Below are 16,958 nucleotides of genomic sequence, written 5' to 3'. Positions count from 1 at the left end.
CTCTTCTTCTCTTTCTATCGACTAAATTCTTATACTTTATTATAGCACAAAAGAGGGATTCTCACCCTCTTCTATCATCTATTATACTTGGGCAATAGCAGAGCCACCATAGAGTTTCAATTCTTCTCTGATCGTTTGGTAGTAGTAGCGATCAAAGGCCTTCCAAGCCTGCCTGCTGGTCTCACTCAACCGCAGATCGCCCAGTCCAACCAAAAAACTGGTCGAACGATAAAACTTCTCAATCGCAATCAATTCTGAATTGGTGACCGACTTGGCCTCCGACAATAGGCGTATCGTCTCAGTCAAATTATGTTGGAACCGTTGCTCATCAGCTGTTCCTACTTTGTCTGCTTGAAAGGCCTGATTCAAGTTTTGAATGAGGGCCAAAACGTCTTGAATAATCTGTGTCTTTTCCATAAAAGACCCTCCTTGTTTTTGATAAATTTAGTATATCAAATTAGACAAAAATATTCAAGTCCTTTGTAGAATTCCTTGATTTATATTTGTGTTGATATTATAATTATAGAAAACAACACATTTATACATCTATCCGTCGCCATTTCTCCCCTGGAGGTATCTATGTTTCAAATTGAAGGAAAGCTATTTTTCCGTAGCAAGAAAAACTTGGTCGCTATCTTGGTCATGCTGATTGCAATCCTAGCTAGTTCCTTTCTAGCAGGCTACCACAATCGGCAAGCTAAATTAGGGGTCATCCAGAACTATGAACAATACATTCAAAAATTTGAAAATATCATTCAAGATTTAGAAACACAGTATCAGAATCAAGCCCTCAGCCAAGAGGATTACCAGGCTGAAAAGGACTTCTTTACAGACTATATCGCCAACTACCAAAAGGAGATTGAGGCGGTCAAGAAGGAGGACTGGACCTATTTTTATGAGAAAAATATCCAGCACTATCAGCAGGATGGCCGATACATCAGCCATTCCTACCGAAACTATGAATTTACCCCTCAAACCATCGAAAATACCTTCTTGATTTCCAAATATCTGTTAGAAAAGGAGATACCCTCTGCCTTTCCAACTGAGCTTTACCTGACAGCCTTTGAGAATCCCAAAACACCAACAGACAGAGAAATTGTCAAGAGCCGGGGCCAGCAGGCCTTAAAGGGAACCAGTCATGAAATCTGGCAAGGGCAAAAACAGCTGGGTCTGGTCATCACCCTTCCTCTCTTTCTCTTAACTTTCACCAACTTTTTCATCAAAGACCAGCAGGGAACTAGCCGGCAGATTCGCCTTTTACAGACCCTAGGGCTGACTAGAATCCGAATTACAACCAATAAATACCTAGCCTTCCTAACACTCTATACTGCCCTCTTTCTAACCCTCTATCTGAGCCATTTGCTCATCGCTTTTTTACTAAATGGAAATAGTAGCTGGATCTATCCCGTCACCACCTATATCAGTAAGGGAATTGATTTCAGCCTGATCCAAACAGCTATCAAACCTATTTACCAAGTCATCTTGCTGGCCTGTGGCATGCACTATCTCTACCTTCTATTTTTGCTGGGAGTGGCACAGACCTTGGCTAGAGTCTTAAAAAATGGACTGGCTGGACTGGTTGTCACACTAGGACTTGTCATCTCTGCCAACTTCTTTCCCCATATCTTCAATCCATTTAGCCTATGGAATGCAGGCAATCTGGCGGACGGAAGTGCTATCATCTACCATCAATTAACAGGATATAGCATTCCAAAAGTCTTTACGGTTCTTCTCATCAGTAACCTGCTCATCTATTGCCTGCAATTCTATCTCCTGACAAGAAAAAGTGAGGTCTAACCATGCGACTATCCATTCACAATTTGTGCAAATCCTACGGGAAAAAGAACATACTAGACCAGCTAAACCTAGAACTGGTGGAACCTGGAATCTGGGCCTTGATTGGACCAAACGGTTCTGGAAAGACAACCCTTCTAGACTGCATTGCCAATCTGCAATCCTTTGATTCGGGAGAGATTTCTATAAACGGCAAGAAGCACGATAATCCAACTGTCTACCAAACCTTTGCCTACCTGCAGGACAACCGTGTCCTCTACCCTGAATTGACGGGGCTGGAACACTTGCGATTGGTCCAAACTATCCAAGGTTTACCAAAAGAGCGGATTGAGGAAGTCATCCAAGAAATCGGCATCCGTGATTATGTGAAGATCCCTGTCAAAAATTATTCCCTGGGAATGAAACAACATCTCCTGCTGGCTATCGGTATTATGAACAAGCCCCAGGTCATGCTCTTGGATGAACCCTTGAACGGCTTGGACCCGACCAGCTACATTCAAACCCGAAAATTGCTCCAGAAACTAGCCAAAAATGGTTCAACCATTATCGTGTCTTCCCACCAATTAAACGAAGTAGACCAACTAACCGACCAACTGCTCTTTCTTAAACAGGGAAAAATCATTGAGTGGAAACTGGAACAGGTTGGGCGACAATATGCCATTCAGACTAGTGACAATCAGACAGTGTATCAGAAACTTGGGCAAGTGAAGGGACTGACTTTGGCCAATGATAGCATTCAGGTGGACACCAGTGTTCACAGTCTGCATTTCTACCTTGACCAAGTCATGTCTTGTCAGGTGGAAATTTTGGATATTAGCATTCAGGAGCACCAGTCCGAAGAAATCTATAAAGAACTATTTGAATAGGGAGGTCTAACTATGAACACCCTAACTCTTTTCATTCTACGACTGAAACGCAATGCTCTTTTTCTAGCCCTCATGACCGCTGTGGCTCTTATCCCACTTGCTCTGTCCTATCGGAATGTCCTAGAAGCCGAAAACCTGCGCTTTGAGGATCGAACCCGTATCATACAAGTCAAAAAAGAAGCTGAAATTGTCTTGTATGCTGACGATAAGGAAGCTCAAGCCTTAGACCAGGAAAGCATGGATTATTATAAAAAACTCTTGGAACTGACGACCACCTACTTAGAAAAGGAACATATCCAAGGAAAAAGTCAGGAGGTCTTGGAAACGGAGTTAGAACTCTACCAGACCATGCAAAACTGGGAGGCAAACGGGCACAATATCAATCATTTTACAAACAGCGAACTGGCAGAACGTATCACAGTCTATAAAAAAGTTCTAGAGCAAACTCTTTCCTTTCACTACCCTACTGCTCCCAAGGATGTTTATCTGACCTTGTTACAAGTTCTTCCAGCTAGTAACTATATGATTCCTCTCGTCATCTGCTGTCTCTTAGCCTGGCTTCTGATGTCTGACCTTTCTAAACATCGTGGTCTCCTCTTTATCAACGGACTATCCCCTGGTCAATATGCCACTAGCCTGACCCAACTTGCTCTTCTCCTACAAGTTGCTATCTATGCCCTCATCCTGTTCATGCTACTTCTATTGGCCCATCAGTTCCAATTTACCTTCCAAGAACATTATCCCATTCTGATTGGCACAAATCTTCAGTCTACCATAACAGTAGGGAAGCAGTTGCAGAAACTCCTGTTGGAAATGGCTGGTGTGACAGGTTTCTATCTGGTCTTTATCCGATTAGCAACTGCTAAACTCCTAGAAAAGTATAAACGAAAATAGGCCGAAAGCAAGCCAGTCACTAGACTTCAAACTGAACATATGTTACAATGCCTTGGTGTGCAAACGTTGGCATAAGAAAGGCATGAAAAAGTGAAAAAATTATCCCTATCTCCATTTGTTTGGAGTTCCATCTATCTGACTCTGTCTTAGTTGATTTTCTTCTTCCAAGTACCATTTTTTAACAAAATAATCCAAGGCCTCTTCCAACTGGACATGGAAAACATCAGTAATCTGATTCAAGACCAGCTGGTTCAGGGCTGGTTGCGTCGGGCAATCCTGCTCCTACTTGTCATGGTCCTCATCTGCCTAGTAGAAATCATTCTCTTCTATTTCCTAACTGGCAAGCTCATCAAGGCTTTCAAACTCATGGATGGCAAGGTTAACAAGCTTCTTATTTGGAGCTACCGCCTCTTGTTCTGGGGCTCAATCGGCTTGCTTGTCTTTGGTTTGGTGACTAGTCTCTCGGCTGGACTGGACTTATGGAAAAATGTCCAAGCCCTACAAGAACTGGATGTTCAGGCGATTGGGACGGAAATCCAAGCCATCGTAGCTGAAGCTCCTCTGACCAAAATCGGTGATGTGCAAGCCTTGTTTGATAGCATCCAAGACTACATTCGTGATAAGAGCATGCTTTTGGCAACCAAGGAATCACTGATACTTCAAGTCTCAAAACTCCACTCACTCATCAGTGTCTGGTCAACTGCCTACCCTATCCTACTTGCCCTGCTCAGCTATTTCCACATAAAAGACTGGTGAACTAAGCGGACGCCAGGCAAACCAAGCGTCAAAATCAGCCTGACCATCGAGCGTCAGTAAGCAGAAATCCCACTTCGATTGAAGCGGGATTTTTTATTCTGTCGAATGACCAAGGTTCATACCAACAAAACCAATCATCATCAAACTAGTCACAATCAAGCTGGTCACCATCAACCAACTCCATGACTGAGTAAAGACTAGTAGGCTAATTCCAAAGCCGATACTGATGAGCAGAAGCTGGGTAATATGAAACTGCTTGGATAGGATTCTGCCTTGCTTGTTGTAGGCATTGTGCTGAAGAAGTCCGAGCATAAAGAGGACTAGACCACCGTAAAAATAAAAGACGGTGTATTGGGCATTCATGTCACCATTTCCAAAAAATGAGAGGGCAATGGTTATCAAGCTGAGCCCAAAGAGTATGGGATAGTGGCTATAAATGGCACGAATCCCAGTTTCTTCCCGTTCTACATCAAGCAGGTGGTCCACTTCTACAATATAGACCATGAAAAGATTTGTCAGAGTAATGAAAATCGCAATGGATTCCCAAGAAAAATTCTCTGGACTGAAATGCTCTGAAATACCAATCAAGGACTCGCCAAAGGTAATAATCACTAAGAGTGACAAGCGTTCTATCAAATGCGGAAAATTAATCGGACTCAAGTCAGCCGAAACAAAGCCACGGTTGGGATCGCTGAGCAATCCAGGTAGCAACCAGGTCGTGAGAATACCGACCAAGGCAATCCACATACCTATCTCATAAGGGAAAAATAAGGAAAGAAAGAGCATGACAGACCGCAAACCGAGGATATAGAAAAACTGCTTCATCAGACTCCGATCCGCATCATTTGAAGTCTGGAAATATTCTAAAATGTACTGGACCAGAAGCAGCAAGGAAATAATGGCCATGGGGAGAAAAATCCATACAAAACTAGTCTGCCAATCTCCTGCAACTGCACTTGATGCCACCAAAAGACAAATCATCTGCAAAAACATAAAAATGATATTTCTCAAGCTGTTACTTCCAAAACGGTTTGTAAAGACAGTCTGCACCATCCAAGAATTGATAAAAATAATCAGTCCAACAGAGAAGTTAAAAAAGGATTGAAGACTAACAACTCCCTGATGGGCATGGTGGATAATCGACGTCAGCTGACTGATAGTATAGACATAAACTAAATCATAAAATAATTCGGTCAACTCGACCTTCTTATGCTTGATAAATGGCATAGAATCTCCTATCTGTTAAATTTCTTGATTTTATCAGTATAGCATAGAAGGATAAGTGATACAAATTAGCTAGAAAAAGCCAACTGCCCTTTCGAGATAGCCATACTGTTTTCTAAGTACTGTAAGATCTTTTCTTCCACCATATCCTGTGTTTCTGAAATATAGCGTTGAAAATGCGGAGTCAATCGGTGGTCTTCGTAGGCTTTCGCACTCGCATACACTTCGTAGAAGTAATAACAATTTGATTGCTGGCTGTCCTTGACGGCATACATGGCTAAAACACCCGCTTCTTCTTTTATAGAAGTTTGCATATTCAGCAGGACACTTCTTTCAAAAGATTTTTCACTCCCCGCTTCCACTTGAAGCTGGGCAAATTTTAGGAAATGGTCTTCTGCTACCAACGAGATACCCGACGGCAGCTTTTCCTCCAAAAACAAGGCTTCTACTTCATAGACCTCCCGCTTGGTGAGTTTGGATCCCACCTGCTCTACATAGGATTTAAAGTGCGGAGAATTCCGATGCTTTTGGTAGGCCTCCTCATCTGCATAGACCTCAAAAACCTTGTACTCCAACGAATTTCCCTTTAAAGAACTGGCGTACATGGCAAGAGTACCTGCTTCCTCTTCATAAGAGGTCTGGAAATTCTTCACACCAACTTGAAAAAAACTATCACGATTTTTCTCATCAATTCCCAGATGAAATAAATGAATAACTGGCTTACTCATCTATTTTGCCTCCTTCAGTAATAGTCTGATATTTTCAGAGTAAATGGCCTGCTTGTCCTCTTGAGATAAGGGCAGGGAGTCAATAGCGTCTGAGATGACTTGCGTAGCCCCTGCAGGTGCAATACCCAAAGGAGCATCTGTTCCAAAGAGAACACGGTCCAGTCCGAAATAGTCGATGGTTAATTCTAGAGCTTTTGGATTACCTAAGATAGCGGTATCCACATAGAACTTGTGGAAGTCCTCCACCTGTTTTTCTGGCAAAATGTACTGGATCCGTCCACTAAAGAAAGGCGCCAAAGCTCCTGCATGGTGAACGATGATTTTCAGATTAGGATAATCTTGGAAGATACCAGACTCCACCAATTGTAGCATAGCCTGACTCTGCTCGTACTCCCATGAAAAGACAATGTTGTTATCTGGTTTGCGATTATCAAATACAGGGTGCAACCAGATAGGAATATCTAATTCGTCACATTTAGCGAAAATTGGTCTGAAACTCTGGTCCGCAACGGACAGGCCAAGGTGTCTTGAGAATAGCTGTACACCAACAATTTCAGGATTTTTAGCGACAAAGTCTTCCAAAATTTCCAGACTTCCCTCAATATTGTTCAGGGCCAGCATGGCCACACCAGCAAAAAATTGATTTGGATAGGCCTGAACAGTTTCCATGAGTTCTTGATTGGCTTCTTGAACCAAAGCCAAAGCTGGCTCTGCTTCAAGATAATCTTCTGGATTGACATTGACAAATGAAATAATCTGTTTGACAGCTCGTTCTTGCAGAGCCTGCCTTTTTTCCATATCCATTAAAACAGGATTTTGTAGAAAAGGCATTTTTTGAGGCAAGGTTGGATCAAGGGCCGACATTTTTTGGTAAAACTGGGGCAACAATACATGGGCAAATACATCTATTTTCATACATCTATCTCCTTCCAACTGTCCTTTTCATCGGATAAAATCGCATAGTCTTCAAAGTAGGAAAGGTCTTGTTCAATCTCACCTGATTCATATAAGGCTATTTTTTTCTCCAAGCGGTCAATAGAGCGTTGGAGGTTGGCCTGCTTTTGATAGAGAGTCGTCAACTGCTCCCGCAACAAGTTTTCCCGTTCCTTAACGGTACTATTTCCCTCCTTCAACAAGGAAGCATACTCTGTCAGCGTTTCAATACTGACACCTGAGTGACGCAAACAGATAATCATCTCCAGCCAAGCCAGGATTTCCTTTGTAAAATAGCGATGTCCATTGCTTGCTCTTGGAACATCTGGCAGTAAGCCAATTCGTTCATAATAACGTAGAGTATTACTATTGATCTGGTATCTTTGACTAACTTCCGCAATCGTGTAGCCGAGTTTGTCCATGGTCTGCACCTCCTGTATGCCATTATAACACTTGTAGTTCACTATAAGTCAATATAAAAAACAAAAAAACGATGCCTGCTCAGACACCGTTTTGTATTCTTTTAATTGACAGCTTCCAAAGCTGCTTCATAGTCGGGATGTTCGTTGACATTGTCCAGGTATTCTACGTAGGTGATTTCATTGTCGGCATTGAGGACAAAGACCGCACGCGCTAGCAAATTCCACTCTCGCATGAGTAGACCGTAGGATTTACCAAAGGCATGGTCATAGTAATCAGACAGGGTGATGGCATCCTCCAAACCTGCAGCCCCACACCAGCGTTTTTGGGCAAAAGGTAGGTCTGCTGAAATCGTCACGACAACCGTATTGTCACGGTCAGCCAGTTCCTGATTGAAGCGACGGGTCTGGGTATCGCAAATCCCTGTGTCAATAGAAGGCACCACACTGATGACCTTGGTCTGCTTGCCAAAGTCCTTCAAACTTTTCAAGCTCAAGTCATTGGCCATGAGGACAAAATCAGGGGCGGTATCTCCCACCTGCAATCGTGGACCTACCAAAGTCACCGGTTTTCCAATAAAGGTTGTCATAAACATCTCCCTTGCACTTAATATATCTATTGTAAGCGTTTATGACGAAAATTACCAGTTTTTTGACTGGTATTTCATACAAGCTATCTATCTGAATCTGTACTCTCTAGATTTTCTGCAAGAATTTCAATAAATCGCTTGGCAATTGGACTCAGCACTGCTCCTTTTTTCCAAAGAAGCTGCAAACTATCCGTTGATAAATCTAGTGGGCGAAATACTAGTTCACTTTCCTCATAGCTTGTGTCAATAATTCCATCCAAGCAAAGGGCGATCCCAACCCCTGCTTTTACCAATAAAGAAGCATTATAGAGAAGATTATAAGTCGCTACTATTCGATAATCGCCTAATCCAGCAAAGATAGACTTGTCAACATTGCTTTGGGAGGAAACAATCAAAGGATAGGCTAGAACATCGCTCAGCACTAGCTCTTCTTTAGAGGCTAAAGGATGAAAACGAGGAACTAGAATCCCCCATCTATCGCGGTTTACCAAAGGAAGACTATCAAATTTTTTTGTAGAATAGCGTCCGAAGGTAATCCCAACATCTTGAATACCATCTTGCAATTGTTCTAAAATATGATCTGCATTTCCGCTTTGGACATGAACTCTCGTATTCGGATATTGACTGGTCAAAGTAGCAATCGCTCTTGCGACAGGCTCTAAAGACTGACTTTCTGCCGCACCAATGTAAAGGTCACCAGAAATCATCTCCGTTGGGCGAAGAGTATCTTCTGTTTTTTTGACCAAACTAGTAATTTCCAAGGCACGATTGTAGAGATATTGCCCTGCTTCTGTCAGCTGAATTTCTCTACTCCCACGATAAAACAAAACGGTGTCTAACTCTTGCTCCAATTCTTTTATTTGCCGTGATAAGGTGGGCTGAGTAATGTGTAAGCTCTGAGCCGCATTTGATATGGATCCTGTTTGTACTATAGCAATAAAATAGGTCAATACACGAATATCCATCTACTACCTCCAACTTTTTTCTCTATTATATCATGCTCACAAGGCATATAAATCATATAAAATAGGTATTTGTAATATCTTTATTTCCCTGATATGATAAGAATCAAGAAAAGGAGATATATACTATGATTGAAATAATTTTTAAAGACTATATCGATTCAGACCGCTTGGTGCCAGAAAAAGATGGTCTACGTCAGCTCATATCCAACATTCAAAGAGAGAATCAACCTCTTGTTCAAGAATTAAATACTTCCATTCAAACAGTTGAAAGTACAAGGAAAATTATCGAAAAGCTGACATTGGAAAAGATTGACAAATCTGTGGTTATCAATACACCATTCCAAACAGATTTTGGCCGTCACATTCATTTCGGAAAAGACATCTATATCAACAAGGATGTTTTTATGGTGGACTTGGGTGGGATTTATATCGAAGATAAAGTACTAATTGGACCCCGTGCTAAACTGATTTCTGTCAACCATCCCTTAAAAGCGGAGGATCGTCACAAGCTAGAACTTAAGTCCGTCCGTATCCAAGAAAATGCCTGGATAGGTGCAGATGCGACGATTTTACCTGGTGTTACAATTGGTAAAAATGCCGTCGTAGCTGCTGGTGCGATTGTCACAAAAGATGTGCCCGACAATTCGCTCGTTGCAGGAGTTCCTGCGAAAATCATTAAAAATCTATCCTAAAGCAAACACCCCACAGACGAGAAAATCATCTACGGGGTGTTTTCATATGTATAACATCATTACCGTCAATCCATTAAAGGCTATCAATTCGGGTGTTTTTCAACCGAAGAGCGTTCAAAACAACTGAAACTGAGCTGAGAGCCATCGCTGCTCCTGCCAACATGGGGTTGAGCAGAGGTCCACCAAATACATGTAAGAGCCCCATGGCGATTGGAATGCCAATCACATTGTAGGCAAAGGCCCAGAAGAGATTTTGCTTAATGGTCCGCATGGTTGCCTGGCTGAGTTTAACAGCCTTAACCACATCCAAAATGTCGCTATGCATGAGAACAACATCGGCAGACTCAATGGCAATATCAGTCCCAGAACCAATGGCCAGACCCACATGGGCTTGAGCTAGAGCCGGAGCATCATTGATGCCATCACCTACCATGGCGACTGTTTTGCCCTGTTCTTGTAAGAGCTTGACTTGGTTGGCCTTGTCATCTGGCAGGACCTGACTGACCACCTGCTCAATGCCGACTTCCTTGGAAATGGCCTGGGCAGTTTTTTCATTGTCCCCTGTCAGCATGACCACTTCTAATCCCATAGCTTGCAGAGCCTGGACAGCCTGACGGCTGGTCTCTTTTACTTTATCAGCAATGGCAATGACTGCTAGTAATTCTTGCTGGGTTACTAGCAAAACAGGCGTCTTGGCTTGATGGGCAAATGCCTCCGCAACTGCACGCCCTTTGGAAACATCAATTCCTTGTTCCTGCATCAACCGTTCATTTCCCAGATAGACAGTCTGCTCTGCTATTGTCACCGAAAGACCACGACCTGAAAGAGCCTGAAAATCGGTGGCGGGCAAGAGAGTAATCTTTTCTGTCTGAGCTGCTTGCAGGAGAGCTTGAGCCAGAGGATGCTCGGAAAATTGCTCGCTACTTGCGGCCAGTTGGAGGACCTGCTCACGATTTTTCGTAGACAAGAGATGAATGTCTGTCACCTGAGGTTTGCCTTCTGTAATAGTCCCTGTTTTGTCGAAGACAATGGTATTCACAGCTTGTAGGGTTTCAATAGCTTGACCAGACTTGAACAGAAGACCGTTTTCTGCCCCTTTTCCAGTCCCAACCATGATAGCCGTAGGAGTTGCCAGACCCAAAGCACAAGGGCAGGCGATAACCAAGACTGCGATGATAATACTAAGGGAAAAAATCCATGATTCTTGACCGAGGAAGTACCAAGCAAGACCCGACAAGAAAGCCAAGCCCATGACAACTGGCACAAAGACGGCAGATACTTGGTCAGCCATTTTGGCAATGGGGGCCTTAGACCCTTGAGCCTCTTCTACCAAGCGAATAATCTGTGCCAGAGTCGTATCACGGCCAACCTTGGTAGCCTGCATGGTAATGGCACCTTGTTGGTTAAGGGTACCGCCAAAAACAGTATCGCCTAGAGCCTTCTTCACTGGCAGGCTCTCACCCGTCAGCATGGATTCGTCCACACGTGTCTGGCCATCTAGAACTTGACCGTCAACAGGAATCTGCTGACCTGGGCGAACAATGACCTGGTCACCGACCACCACATCTTCAATCGGTACTTGCATTTCCTGCCCATTTCGTAGGACCTGGGCAGTCTTGGGAGCCAGATTCATCAACTTCTTAATGGCCTCAGAAGTCTGACCGTTGGACCTAGCTTCAAAATATTTTCCAAGGGTAATCAAGGTCAAGATAACGGCAGCTGATTCAAAATACAGTTCTGGATGGTGACCGTGCATGGCTACTTCTTTCCCCATCAGAAGAAAAGCAATCATCAAAAGACCTTGAACCAAGGCTGCCCCTGTCCCAACAGCAATCAAGGAATCCATATTGGGATGGCCTTGCAAGAGAGTTTTAAAGCCTTTTTGGAAAAAACTGCGTCCGATATAAAGGACAGGGATGAGCAAGATGACTTGGCTGACCGCATAGACTAGCGGTTGATGGAGCAAGGCTGGTAATGGAAGCCCACCCCAGGGAAACATAGGCCCCATAGCAATATAGAGCAAGGGAAGGGTAAAGATAGCTGACCAGACAAATCGTTGCCAAAGACTGTCTTCCTTGCTTGGTCCCTTGTCCACCGTCTCTTCTACATCTTCTGGTCTGATTAGCTGATAGCCTGCCTGCTCAACTGCTTTTTCAAGACTAGCTGGACTTTGCCTATCACGGCTATAACGGATGGTCGCCTTTTCTGTTGCCAGATTGACACTGACTTCTTCTACGCCCTCTAGTTTGCCCAGAGCTTTTTCAACCGTCATGGCACAGGAAGCACAGGTCATGCCTGAAATGTCATAAGACTCGGTCACCAAGTTATCGACTAGCTGATAACCCGCCTTTTCAACTGCCTGACGAATATCTTCTAGTCCCAAAAGCTTTTCATCGTAGATAACACTCAATTTTTCATTCGCTAGGTTGACACTAGCTTCTTCTACTCCTGCTAATTTACCAACAGCCTTTTCAACTGTCATGGCACAGGAAGCACAGGTCATGCCTTGAATGGGATAGCTTGCTTGTTTCATAGGTTACTCCTTTTCCGACTACATCTGTAAACAAATTATACAACATACGACTACATTTGTAAACAAAATTGTTTCAAAAAAGTAGATTGAAATCAATCCAACCTACTTTTACATATTCATTTATTCTTTACTGGATTTTTTCCGATGAAGAAAAATTGCTGTTAAAATTCCTGCAACACCTAGCGCCACCAATAAGATGCTGACTTGCTCACCTGTACTAGGAAGACTTGATTTACCTTTTTTATTGGTAGGTGTTACTTTCTTATCAGAAGACACTACTGTTCCGCTTGATGAGGAAGTATCCGTAGCTCCTCCTGTGTCAGAAGCACTTGTAGACTGACTTGTACTGCTTGAAGTACTTGTAGAAGTTTCGGTGCTACTGAATTCTGCTGTGCTGGTTGAGGTTTCGGTGCTGCTTGATTCCTCTGTACTAGTTGAAGTTTCGGTGCTACTAGCACTTGTTGTAGTTGCTTCAATTTTAGCAATCATTTCTGCTTCAACAGCTTTTAGTTGGGCAAAAATCTCTGCTGAACGAGCCAAGGTTTCCTCGGTTACAGTTGGAGCCAGAGCTACGGCTGCATCTTCTGAAAGTCCAGCATATTGAGCATCAAGAGCTGCCTGCGCAGCAATCCATTCACTTTCAAGAGCAATCCATTTTTCTTGAATCGATGTACCAAATAACTCTGGGTGTGAGATGGCCATCTTATCAATATTTTGTACTGTCCAATACCATGAATTGGTATCATAAGAAGCTGAGCGATTTTTAAATGCTTCATAAGTATCTGTTACAAGTCCATAGAATGGTACATATGGTGTATTTCTAGTCTGACCAAGTCCCAACCAAACAATCCCTCCAAAGGCAGACGGCAAACTTTCTTTTATTTGATAAACGTGAGCATCAATGACATTTTCATTACCAAGAGCGTATTTATACGTTGCATCTGTTGCTTGGTCATTCGCACCGTTATCCCCTTGTTTTACCTTGCCCGCTTCATCGTCTGGACGAAATTCTGGAAGATGTTCAAAACGGTTACGTTGTAAGGCAAAGGTGTCTTGTAAACTAAAGCGACGACTTGAATCTGTTGGCTGACGTAGCAAATCATACACAGCATCTTCATAGGTTACAGGCGATGCTGGATCCATCAATTTAATACCTGCATACACACGGGAACGGTCTGCTTCAGCATAAGTTGCAGGACCGTATGATTTAGCGATATGGAACTGCCCATCAACTGTCACATAATTATCTGCTTGTTTGGCTACCGTTTCTACATTTGCAGAGGCAATGACATTTTCTGTGTCTGTTAAATCAACATGACCTAGATAGTAAGTATTTGCAAAAATTGCATACTTGTCTTCAGGGAACTTGATGGCTACGTATTGGTGTCCTGACAAAATTTCCATGTACCAAACTTCATTTTTGTCAGCAATAATAACAATATTCCCTTCTGCTGAGCCTTTTTCATCGATTGTCTTTGCAATCAGCTCAACACCTTCACGCGCACTAGTAACCCTAGGAAGAACATAATCAATCAAAATTGGTTCTCCCAGCCCTCCAGCTTCAACTAGAGGATCAACTGCCAAGACTTTAGCATTTGGAATAGCTGTTACAGTAGCAGTCATGGATACGCCTTTTTCGTTAAAACCGTGCGCCCCATAATTACCATTTGAACCATCCCCACGCGCCGCATCAGGCGTAGAGGTATACTTGAACTCATTTGCCAAATGTGGTGCTGTAAAACCAAATGTCTCATCCACCAACATATCTCCCTCAGCATAAGTTGCTGCTGGAACCACAATATAATTTTTATTGTGCGCTCCATTATCTGGTGGATAGGGATAATCTTCCGTTCTACCATAAAGGATAGAACCATCCGTTGTCAACCCTTTCCCAATGATAAAGCCTGAACAGGCTTGAACAATTTGGGCAGGGAGCATGCACACCAGCATGAGAAATGCTGCAATGCGAACTAAAGTCTTTTTCATAAGACTCTCTCCTTTCATATAATAAAATACCCATTTGCACATATATTGTAACGCAAAAGCACCTGCCTTGCAAGTGTTTTCAGAGCTATTTTACACATTTTTTCTAGCCAACATGGTCGCAAACCGCATCTTGAGGAAATTACCATGTTCGTCACGCTTATGGAGCTGACCAAAGTCTTCATTGTACTTGACCAATTCCCAGTCACGGTAGTATTCCTTCAACTCACCAGCTCCGAAGGTAAAGGAGAAATTCATCGGACAGGGTGCATCCTCCGTATCCATAGCCGCCACGATCAAGTTATAGCCACCCGGCCGTGTCTGCTCCTGCATATTGCGTATAATGGCTGGCACACGATCCCTCTCCAAGAACATAAATACCACAGTCGAGATAATCCAATCGTAGTCCTGCTCCAGACTGGCTGAATTGATGTCATAGGTCCCAGCTTGCAGATCCAAATCCTCCGCTTCCTTGACCTGCAAGAGCGTCTGAATGCTCGGCACGTGCTTGTCAACCGCCGTCACCTCAAATCCCTGCTGGGCTAGATAGAGACTATTGCGACCATGACCGCAACCCAAATCCAAAACCTTACAGGGCTCGATGATTTTCAAGGCCTCCAAGACTTCTGAATGTGTCCGTGTATAGTCATATTTTTTAGTAAAATAATCCTCTGGCTGACAGAAAAATTCCAAGAAAAACTCCGTATCCTCTGTCAACAGAGTCACTCGATGCCAAGCCTGTGGCTCCACAAAGGGAATATCATCTGTCGGACCATAAACATATTCTCCCAAAATCTCATTATCATCTGAAATGGGCTCAAACTTGAGCTGGCCCTTTAAAACCTTGATTTTGGCCCAAGTACCCACCTTGGTATTGTGCTTGGTCAAAAAATGTTGGGGAACTGTATCCTGATTCCAAATGGGCATGCGTTTGTAAGGAACTAAAACTGTCATTATCTCTCCTTTTCTTTCCGATACACTTAGTCTATCACAAAGGAAATATGAATTCAAACACATTTTTTTCTTGACTTGGAGTGAACTCCAAGGTGTATAATAGTTCTTATAGTCGTTCAGTTTATCTTTTATTACGTCGTTAACTCGTTTTGCCGTACTCCAGTACTGCCTTCAACTCGTTGCCTAGTACTAAAAGCAAACTGAAAGACTATTTCAATCAGAAAGGATATTTACTGACAAAGTAAAAGTGTAAAAAACATGAAAGCAGCTATTTATGAAAAAGCCGGTAAGATGACCGTTGCAGAAATCGAAAAACCAAGCCTTCAAGCTAAGGATGATGTCATTATCAAGGTCGTGCGGGCCTGTGTCTGTGGGTCAGACCTTTGGGGCTACGGTGAGGATATTCACCATGACCACGGTGACACAAACTCTGGACATGAAGCCATCGGTATCGTTGATGAGGTAGGCGAAGACATTACAACACTTGTTCCTGGTGACTTCGTTATTGTTCCATTTACACATGGTTGCGGACACTGTGATGCCTGTCGTGCTGGCTTTGACGGTACTTGTGACAACCACCCAGGCTATACCAACTGGGGCAACAACTACCAGTCTCAATACATTCGTTTCCACTATGGAAACTGGGCCTTGGTCAAAGTTCCTGGTCAGCCAAGTGACTACTCAGAAGGCATGATTAAATCCCTTTTGACATTAGCTGATGTTATGCCAACAGGCTACCACGCAGCCCGCGTAGCAGATGTCAAACCAGGTGACAAGGTTGTTGTCATCGGTGATGGTGCAGTGGGTCAATGTGCCGTCATTGCTGCAAAAATGCGCGGAGCTTCTCAGATTATCATGATGAGTCGTCACGCAGATCGCCAGCAAATGGCTTTGGAATCAGGGGCTACTGCCATCGTAGCAGAACGTGGTGAAGAAGGCATTGCCAAAGTCCGTGAAATTCTTGGTGGTGGAGCGGATGCTGCCCTCGAATGTGTTGGTACAGAAGCCTCTATTGACCAAGCCCTCGGTGTTCTTCATAATGGCGGTCGCATCGGTTTTGTTGGTGTGCCACACTACAACAACCACGCCCTTGGCTCAACTTTTGCTCAAAATATCATTATCGGTGGTGGCTCTGCTTCTGTCACAACCTATGATAAGGAAATTTTGCTCGATGCTGTTCTCAAAGGCGACATCAACCCAGGTCGCGTTTTCACCCAAACTTACAGCCTGGACAATATCGACCAAGCCTACAAGGATATGGCCAACCGCAAAACCATTAAAGCAATGGTGACGGTGGATTAATACTCTTCGAAAATCAAACTCAGCCGTTGTTGATTTGATTTGATGAGTGTAAAGCTCCTGTGGAGCTTTACAGCCTACTACTTGAAAACACGAAAGTAGTAGAGTTCTATCTGCTCTTGGAGAAACGAACTTCGTTCGCTCTATCTCCAACCTCCAAAGGTTCCCCTAACCTTTGGAGCTAGCCTGATTTTGATTTTCATTGAGTATAATACAAAAGAAAGCCCCAGATAGTCTCTGAACTGTCTGGGGGTTTTCGTATAATTTATAGAAAGATAAAAACGGAACCATCCCACTCATTAGAACTACTAATGCTCAACGGGAGTAG

Annotated in this window: 16 protein-coding genes; 6 read left to right on the top strand and 10 right to left on the bottom strand. The window is 43.3% G+C overall.

The window, feature by feature from the left end; all coding sequences use genetic code 11:
* Window positions 1-81 precede the first annotated feature (81 nt).
* On the bottom strand, window positions 82-417 hold the full coding sequence (locus P7J49_RS00980) for a helicase BlpT (RefSeq protein ID WP_408568860.1): 336 nt from the start codon (window positions 415-417) through the stop codon (window positions 82-84).
* Window positions 418-579: 162 nt separating this feature from the next.
* On the opposite strand from P7J49_RS00980, the gene P7J49_RS00975 reads away from it, so the two are divergent.
* The 4 genes from P7J49_RS00975 to P7J49_RS00960 all read left to right on the top strand — a co-directional run bounded on the left by P7J49_RS00975 (window position 580) and on the right by P7J49_RS00960 (window position 4,310).
* Window positions 580-1,797 (top strand): hypothetical protein, encoded by a 1,218-nt coding sequence (locus P7J49_RS00975; protein WP_408568858.1) that lies wholly within the window; start codon window positions 580-582, stop codon window positions 1,795-1,797.
* Window positions 1,798-1,799: 2 nt separating this feature from the next.
* Window positions 1,800-2,660, top strand: a complete 861-nt coding sequence (locus P7J49_RS00970) for an ABC transporter ATP-binding protein (protein WP_408568856.1) — start codon at window positions 1,800-1,802, stop codon at window positions 2,658-2,660.
* A 12-nt stretch (window positions 2,661-2,672) separates the two neighbouring features.
* Window positions 2,673-3,554, top strand: a complete 882-nt coding sequence (locus P7J49_RS00965; RefSeq protein ID WP_408568855.1) for a hypothetical protein — start codon at window positions 2,673-2,675, stop codon at window positions 3,552-3,554.
* Window positions 3,555-3,767: 213 nt separating this feature from the next.
* Window positions 3,768-4,310, top strand: a complete 543-nt coding sequence (locus P7J49_RS00960) for a hypothetical protein (protein WP_408568853.1) — start codon at window positions 3,768-3,770, stop codon at window positions 4,308-4,310.
* 93 nt (window positions 4,311-4,403) lie between these two features.
* Here P7J49_RS00960 and P7J49_RS00955 read toward each other — a convergent pair whose 3' ends face one another.
* From P7J49_RS00955 to P7J49_RS00930, 6 genes are all read right to left on the bottom strand, one after another.
* Window positions 4,404-5,537, bottom strand: a complete 1,134-nt coding sequence (locus P7J49_RS00955; RefSeq protein ID WP_408568851.1) for a low temperature requirement protein A — start codon at window positions 5,535-5,537, stop codon at window positions 4,404-4,406.
* 65 nt (window positions 5,538-5,602) lie between these two features.
* Window positions 5,603-6,262 carry a putative quinol monooxygenase gene (locus tag P7J49_RS00950; protein WP_408568849.1) on the bottom strand — a complete coding sequence of 220 codons (660 nt, stop codon included), beginning with the start codon at window positions 6,260-6,262 and terminating at the stop codon, window positions 5,603-5,605.
* A complete protein-coding gene (locus P7J49_RS00945) occupies window positions 6,263-7,177 on the bottom strand; it encodes an amidohydrolase family protein (RefSeq protein WP_408568847.1) in 915 nt (304 codons plus the stop codon).
* Window positions 7,174-7,617, bottom strand: a complete 444-nt coding sequence (locus tag P7J49_RS00940; RefSeq protein ID WP_044758488.1) for a MerR family transcriptional regulator — start codon at window positions 7,615-7,617, stop codon at window positions 7,174-7,176. The genes P7J49_RS00945 and P7J49_RS00940 overlap by 4 nt, the downstream gene beginning before the upstream one ends.
* A 101-nt stretch (window positions 7,618-7,718) precedes the next feature.
* Window positions 7,719-8,204, bottom strand: a complete 486-nt coding sequence (tpx, locus tag P7J49_RS00935; RefSeq protein WP_408568845.1) for a thiol peroxidase — start codon at window positions 8,202-8,204, stop codon at window positions 7,719-7,721.
* An 83-nt stretch (window positions 8,205-8,287) separates the two neighbouring features.
* On the bottom strand, window positions 8,288-9,169 hold the full coding sequence (locus P7J49_RS00930; RefSeq protein ID WP_408568843.1) for a LysR family transcriptional regulator: 882 nt from the start codon (window positions 9,167-9,169) through the stop codon (window positions 8,288-8,290).
* A 125-nt stretch (window positions 9,170-9,294) separates the two neighbouring features.
* On the opposite strand from P7J49_RS00930, the gene P7J49_RS00925 reads away from it, so the two are divergent.
* Window positions 9,295-9,861, top strand: a complete 567-nt coding sequence (locus P7J49_RS00925; RefSeq protein WP_408568841.1) for a sugar O-acetyltransferase — start codon at window positions 9,295-9,297, stop codon at window positions 9,859-9,861.
* A gap of 73 nt (window positions 9,862-9,934) precedes the next feature.
* Here P7J49_RS00925 and P7J49_RS00920 read toward each other — a convergent pair whose 3' ends face one another.
* The 3 genes from P7J49_RS00920 to tehB all read right to left on the bottom strand — a co-directional run bounded on the left by P7J49_RS00920 (window position 9,935) and on the right by tehB (window position 15,331).
* Complete coding sequence (locus P7J49_RS00920; RefSeq protein WP_408568839.1) at window positions 9,935-12,394, bottom strand: heavy metal translocating P-type ATPase; 2,460 nt, start codon at window positions 12,392-12,394, stop codon at window positions 9,935-9,937.
* A 120-nt stretch (window positions 12,395-12,514) separates the two neighbouring features.
* The gene (locus tag P7J49_RS00915; protein WP_408568837.1) at window positions 12,515-14,380 is read right to left on the bottom strand and encodes a C69 family dipeptidase; all 1,866 of its coding nucleotides are present in this window, start codon (window positions 14,378-14,380) and stop codon (window positions 12,515-12,517) included.
* Between the two features lie 90 nt (window positions 14,381-14,470).
* Window positions 14,471-15,331 carry an SAM-dependent methyltransferase TehB gene (gene tehB / locus P7J49_RS00910; protein ID WP_408568835.1) on the bottom strand — a complete coding sequence of 287 codons (861 nt, stop codon included), beginning with the start codon at window positions 15,329-15,331 and terminating at the stop codon, window positions 14,471-14,473.
* A gap of 258 nt (window positions 15,332-15,589) precedes the next feature.
* On the opposite strand from tehB, the gene P7J49_RS00905 reads away from it, so the two are divergent.
* Window positions 15,590-16,633: a zinc-binding dehydrogenase gene (locus tag P7J49_RS00905; RefSeq protein WP_408568833.1), complete on the top strand. Its 1,044-nt coding sequence runs from the start codon at window positions 15,590-15,592 to the stop codon at window positions 16,631-16,633.
* Window positions 16,634-16,958 lie beyond the last annotated feature (325 nt).

Source organism: Streptococcus suis (assembly GCF_046032515.1).
Lineage (GTDB): Bacteria > Bacillota > Bacilli > Lactobacillales > Streptococcaceae > Streptococcus > Streptococcus suis_AL.
Note: the sequence above shows the minus strand (reverse complement) of the source record. Positions and strands in the feature narration are given on the sequence as shown.

Excerpts from the sequence above, each read along its gene's own strand:
- P7J49_RS00950 (WP_408568849.1), bottom strand. The coding sequence starts at position 6,262 with ATGAGTAAGCCAGTTATTCATTTATTTCATCTGGGAATTGATGAGAAA.
- P7J49_RS00925 (WP_408568841.1), top strand. The coding sequence starts at position 9,295 with ATGATTGAAATAATTTTTAAAGACTATATCGATTCAGACCGCTTGGTG.
- tpx (WP_408568845.1), bottom strand. The coding sequence starts at position 8,204 with ATGACAACCTTTATTGGAAAACCGGTGACTTTGGTAGGTCCACGATTG.
- P7J49_RS00965 (WP_408568855.1), top strand. The coding sequence starts at position 2,673 with ATGAACACCCTAACTCTTTTCATTCTACGACTGAAACGCAATGCTCTT.
- P7J49_RS00930 (WP_408568843.1), bottom strand. The coding sequence starts at position 9,169 with ATGGATATTCGTGTATTGACCTATTTTATTGCTATAGTACAAACAGGA.
- P7J49_RS00940 (WP_044758488.1), bottom strand. The coding sequence starts at position 7,617 with ATGGACAAACTCGGCTACACGATTGCGGAAGTTAGTCAAAGATACCAG.
- P7J49_RS00980 (WP_408568860.1), bottom strand. The coding sequence starts at position 417 with ATGGAAAAGACACAGATTATTCAAGACGTTTTGGCCCTCATTCAAAAC.
- tehB (WP_408568835.1), bottom strand. The coding sequence starts at position 15,331 with ATGACAGTTTTAGTTCCTTACAAACGCATGCCCATTTGGAATCAGGAT.
- P7J49_RS00970 (WP_408568856.1), top strand. The coding sequence starts at position 1,800 with ATGCGACTATCCATTCACAATTTGTGCAAATCCTACGGGAAAAAGAAC.
- P7J49_RS00945 (WP_408568847.1), bottom strand. The coding sequence starts at position 7,177 with ATGAAAATAGATGTATTTGCCCATGTATTGTTGCCCCAGTTTTACCAA.
- P7J49_RS00920 (WP_408568839.1), bottom strand. The coding sequence starts at position 12,394 with ATGAAACAAGCAAGCTATCCCATTCAAGGCATGACCTGTGCTTCCTGT.
- P7J49_RS00975 (WP_408568858.1), top strand. The coding sequence starts at position 580 with ATGTTTCAAATTGAAGGAAAGCTATTTTTCCGTAGCAAGAAAAACTTG.
- P7J49_RS00915 (WP_408568837.1), bottom strand. The coding sequence starts at position 14,380 with ATGAAAAAGACTTTAGTTCGCATTGCAGCATTTCTCATGCTGGTGTGC.
- P7J49_RS00955 (WP_408568851.1), bottom strand. The coding sequence starts at position 5,537 with ATGCCATTTATCAAGCATAAGAAGGTCGAGTTGACCGAATTATTTTAT.
- P7J49_RS00960 (WP_408568853.1), top strand. The coding sequence starts at position 3,768 with ATGGAAAACATCAGTAATCTGATTCAAGACCAGCTGGTTCAGGGCTGG.
- P7J49_RS00905 (WP_408568833.1), top strand. The coding sequence starts at position 15,590 with ATGAAAGCAGCTATTTATGAAAAAGCCGGTAAGATGACCGTTGCAGAA.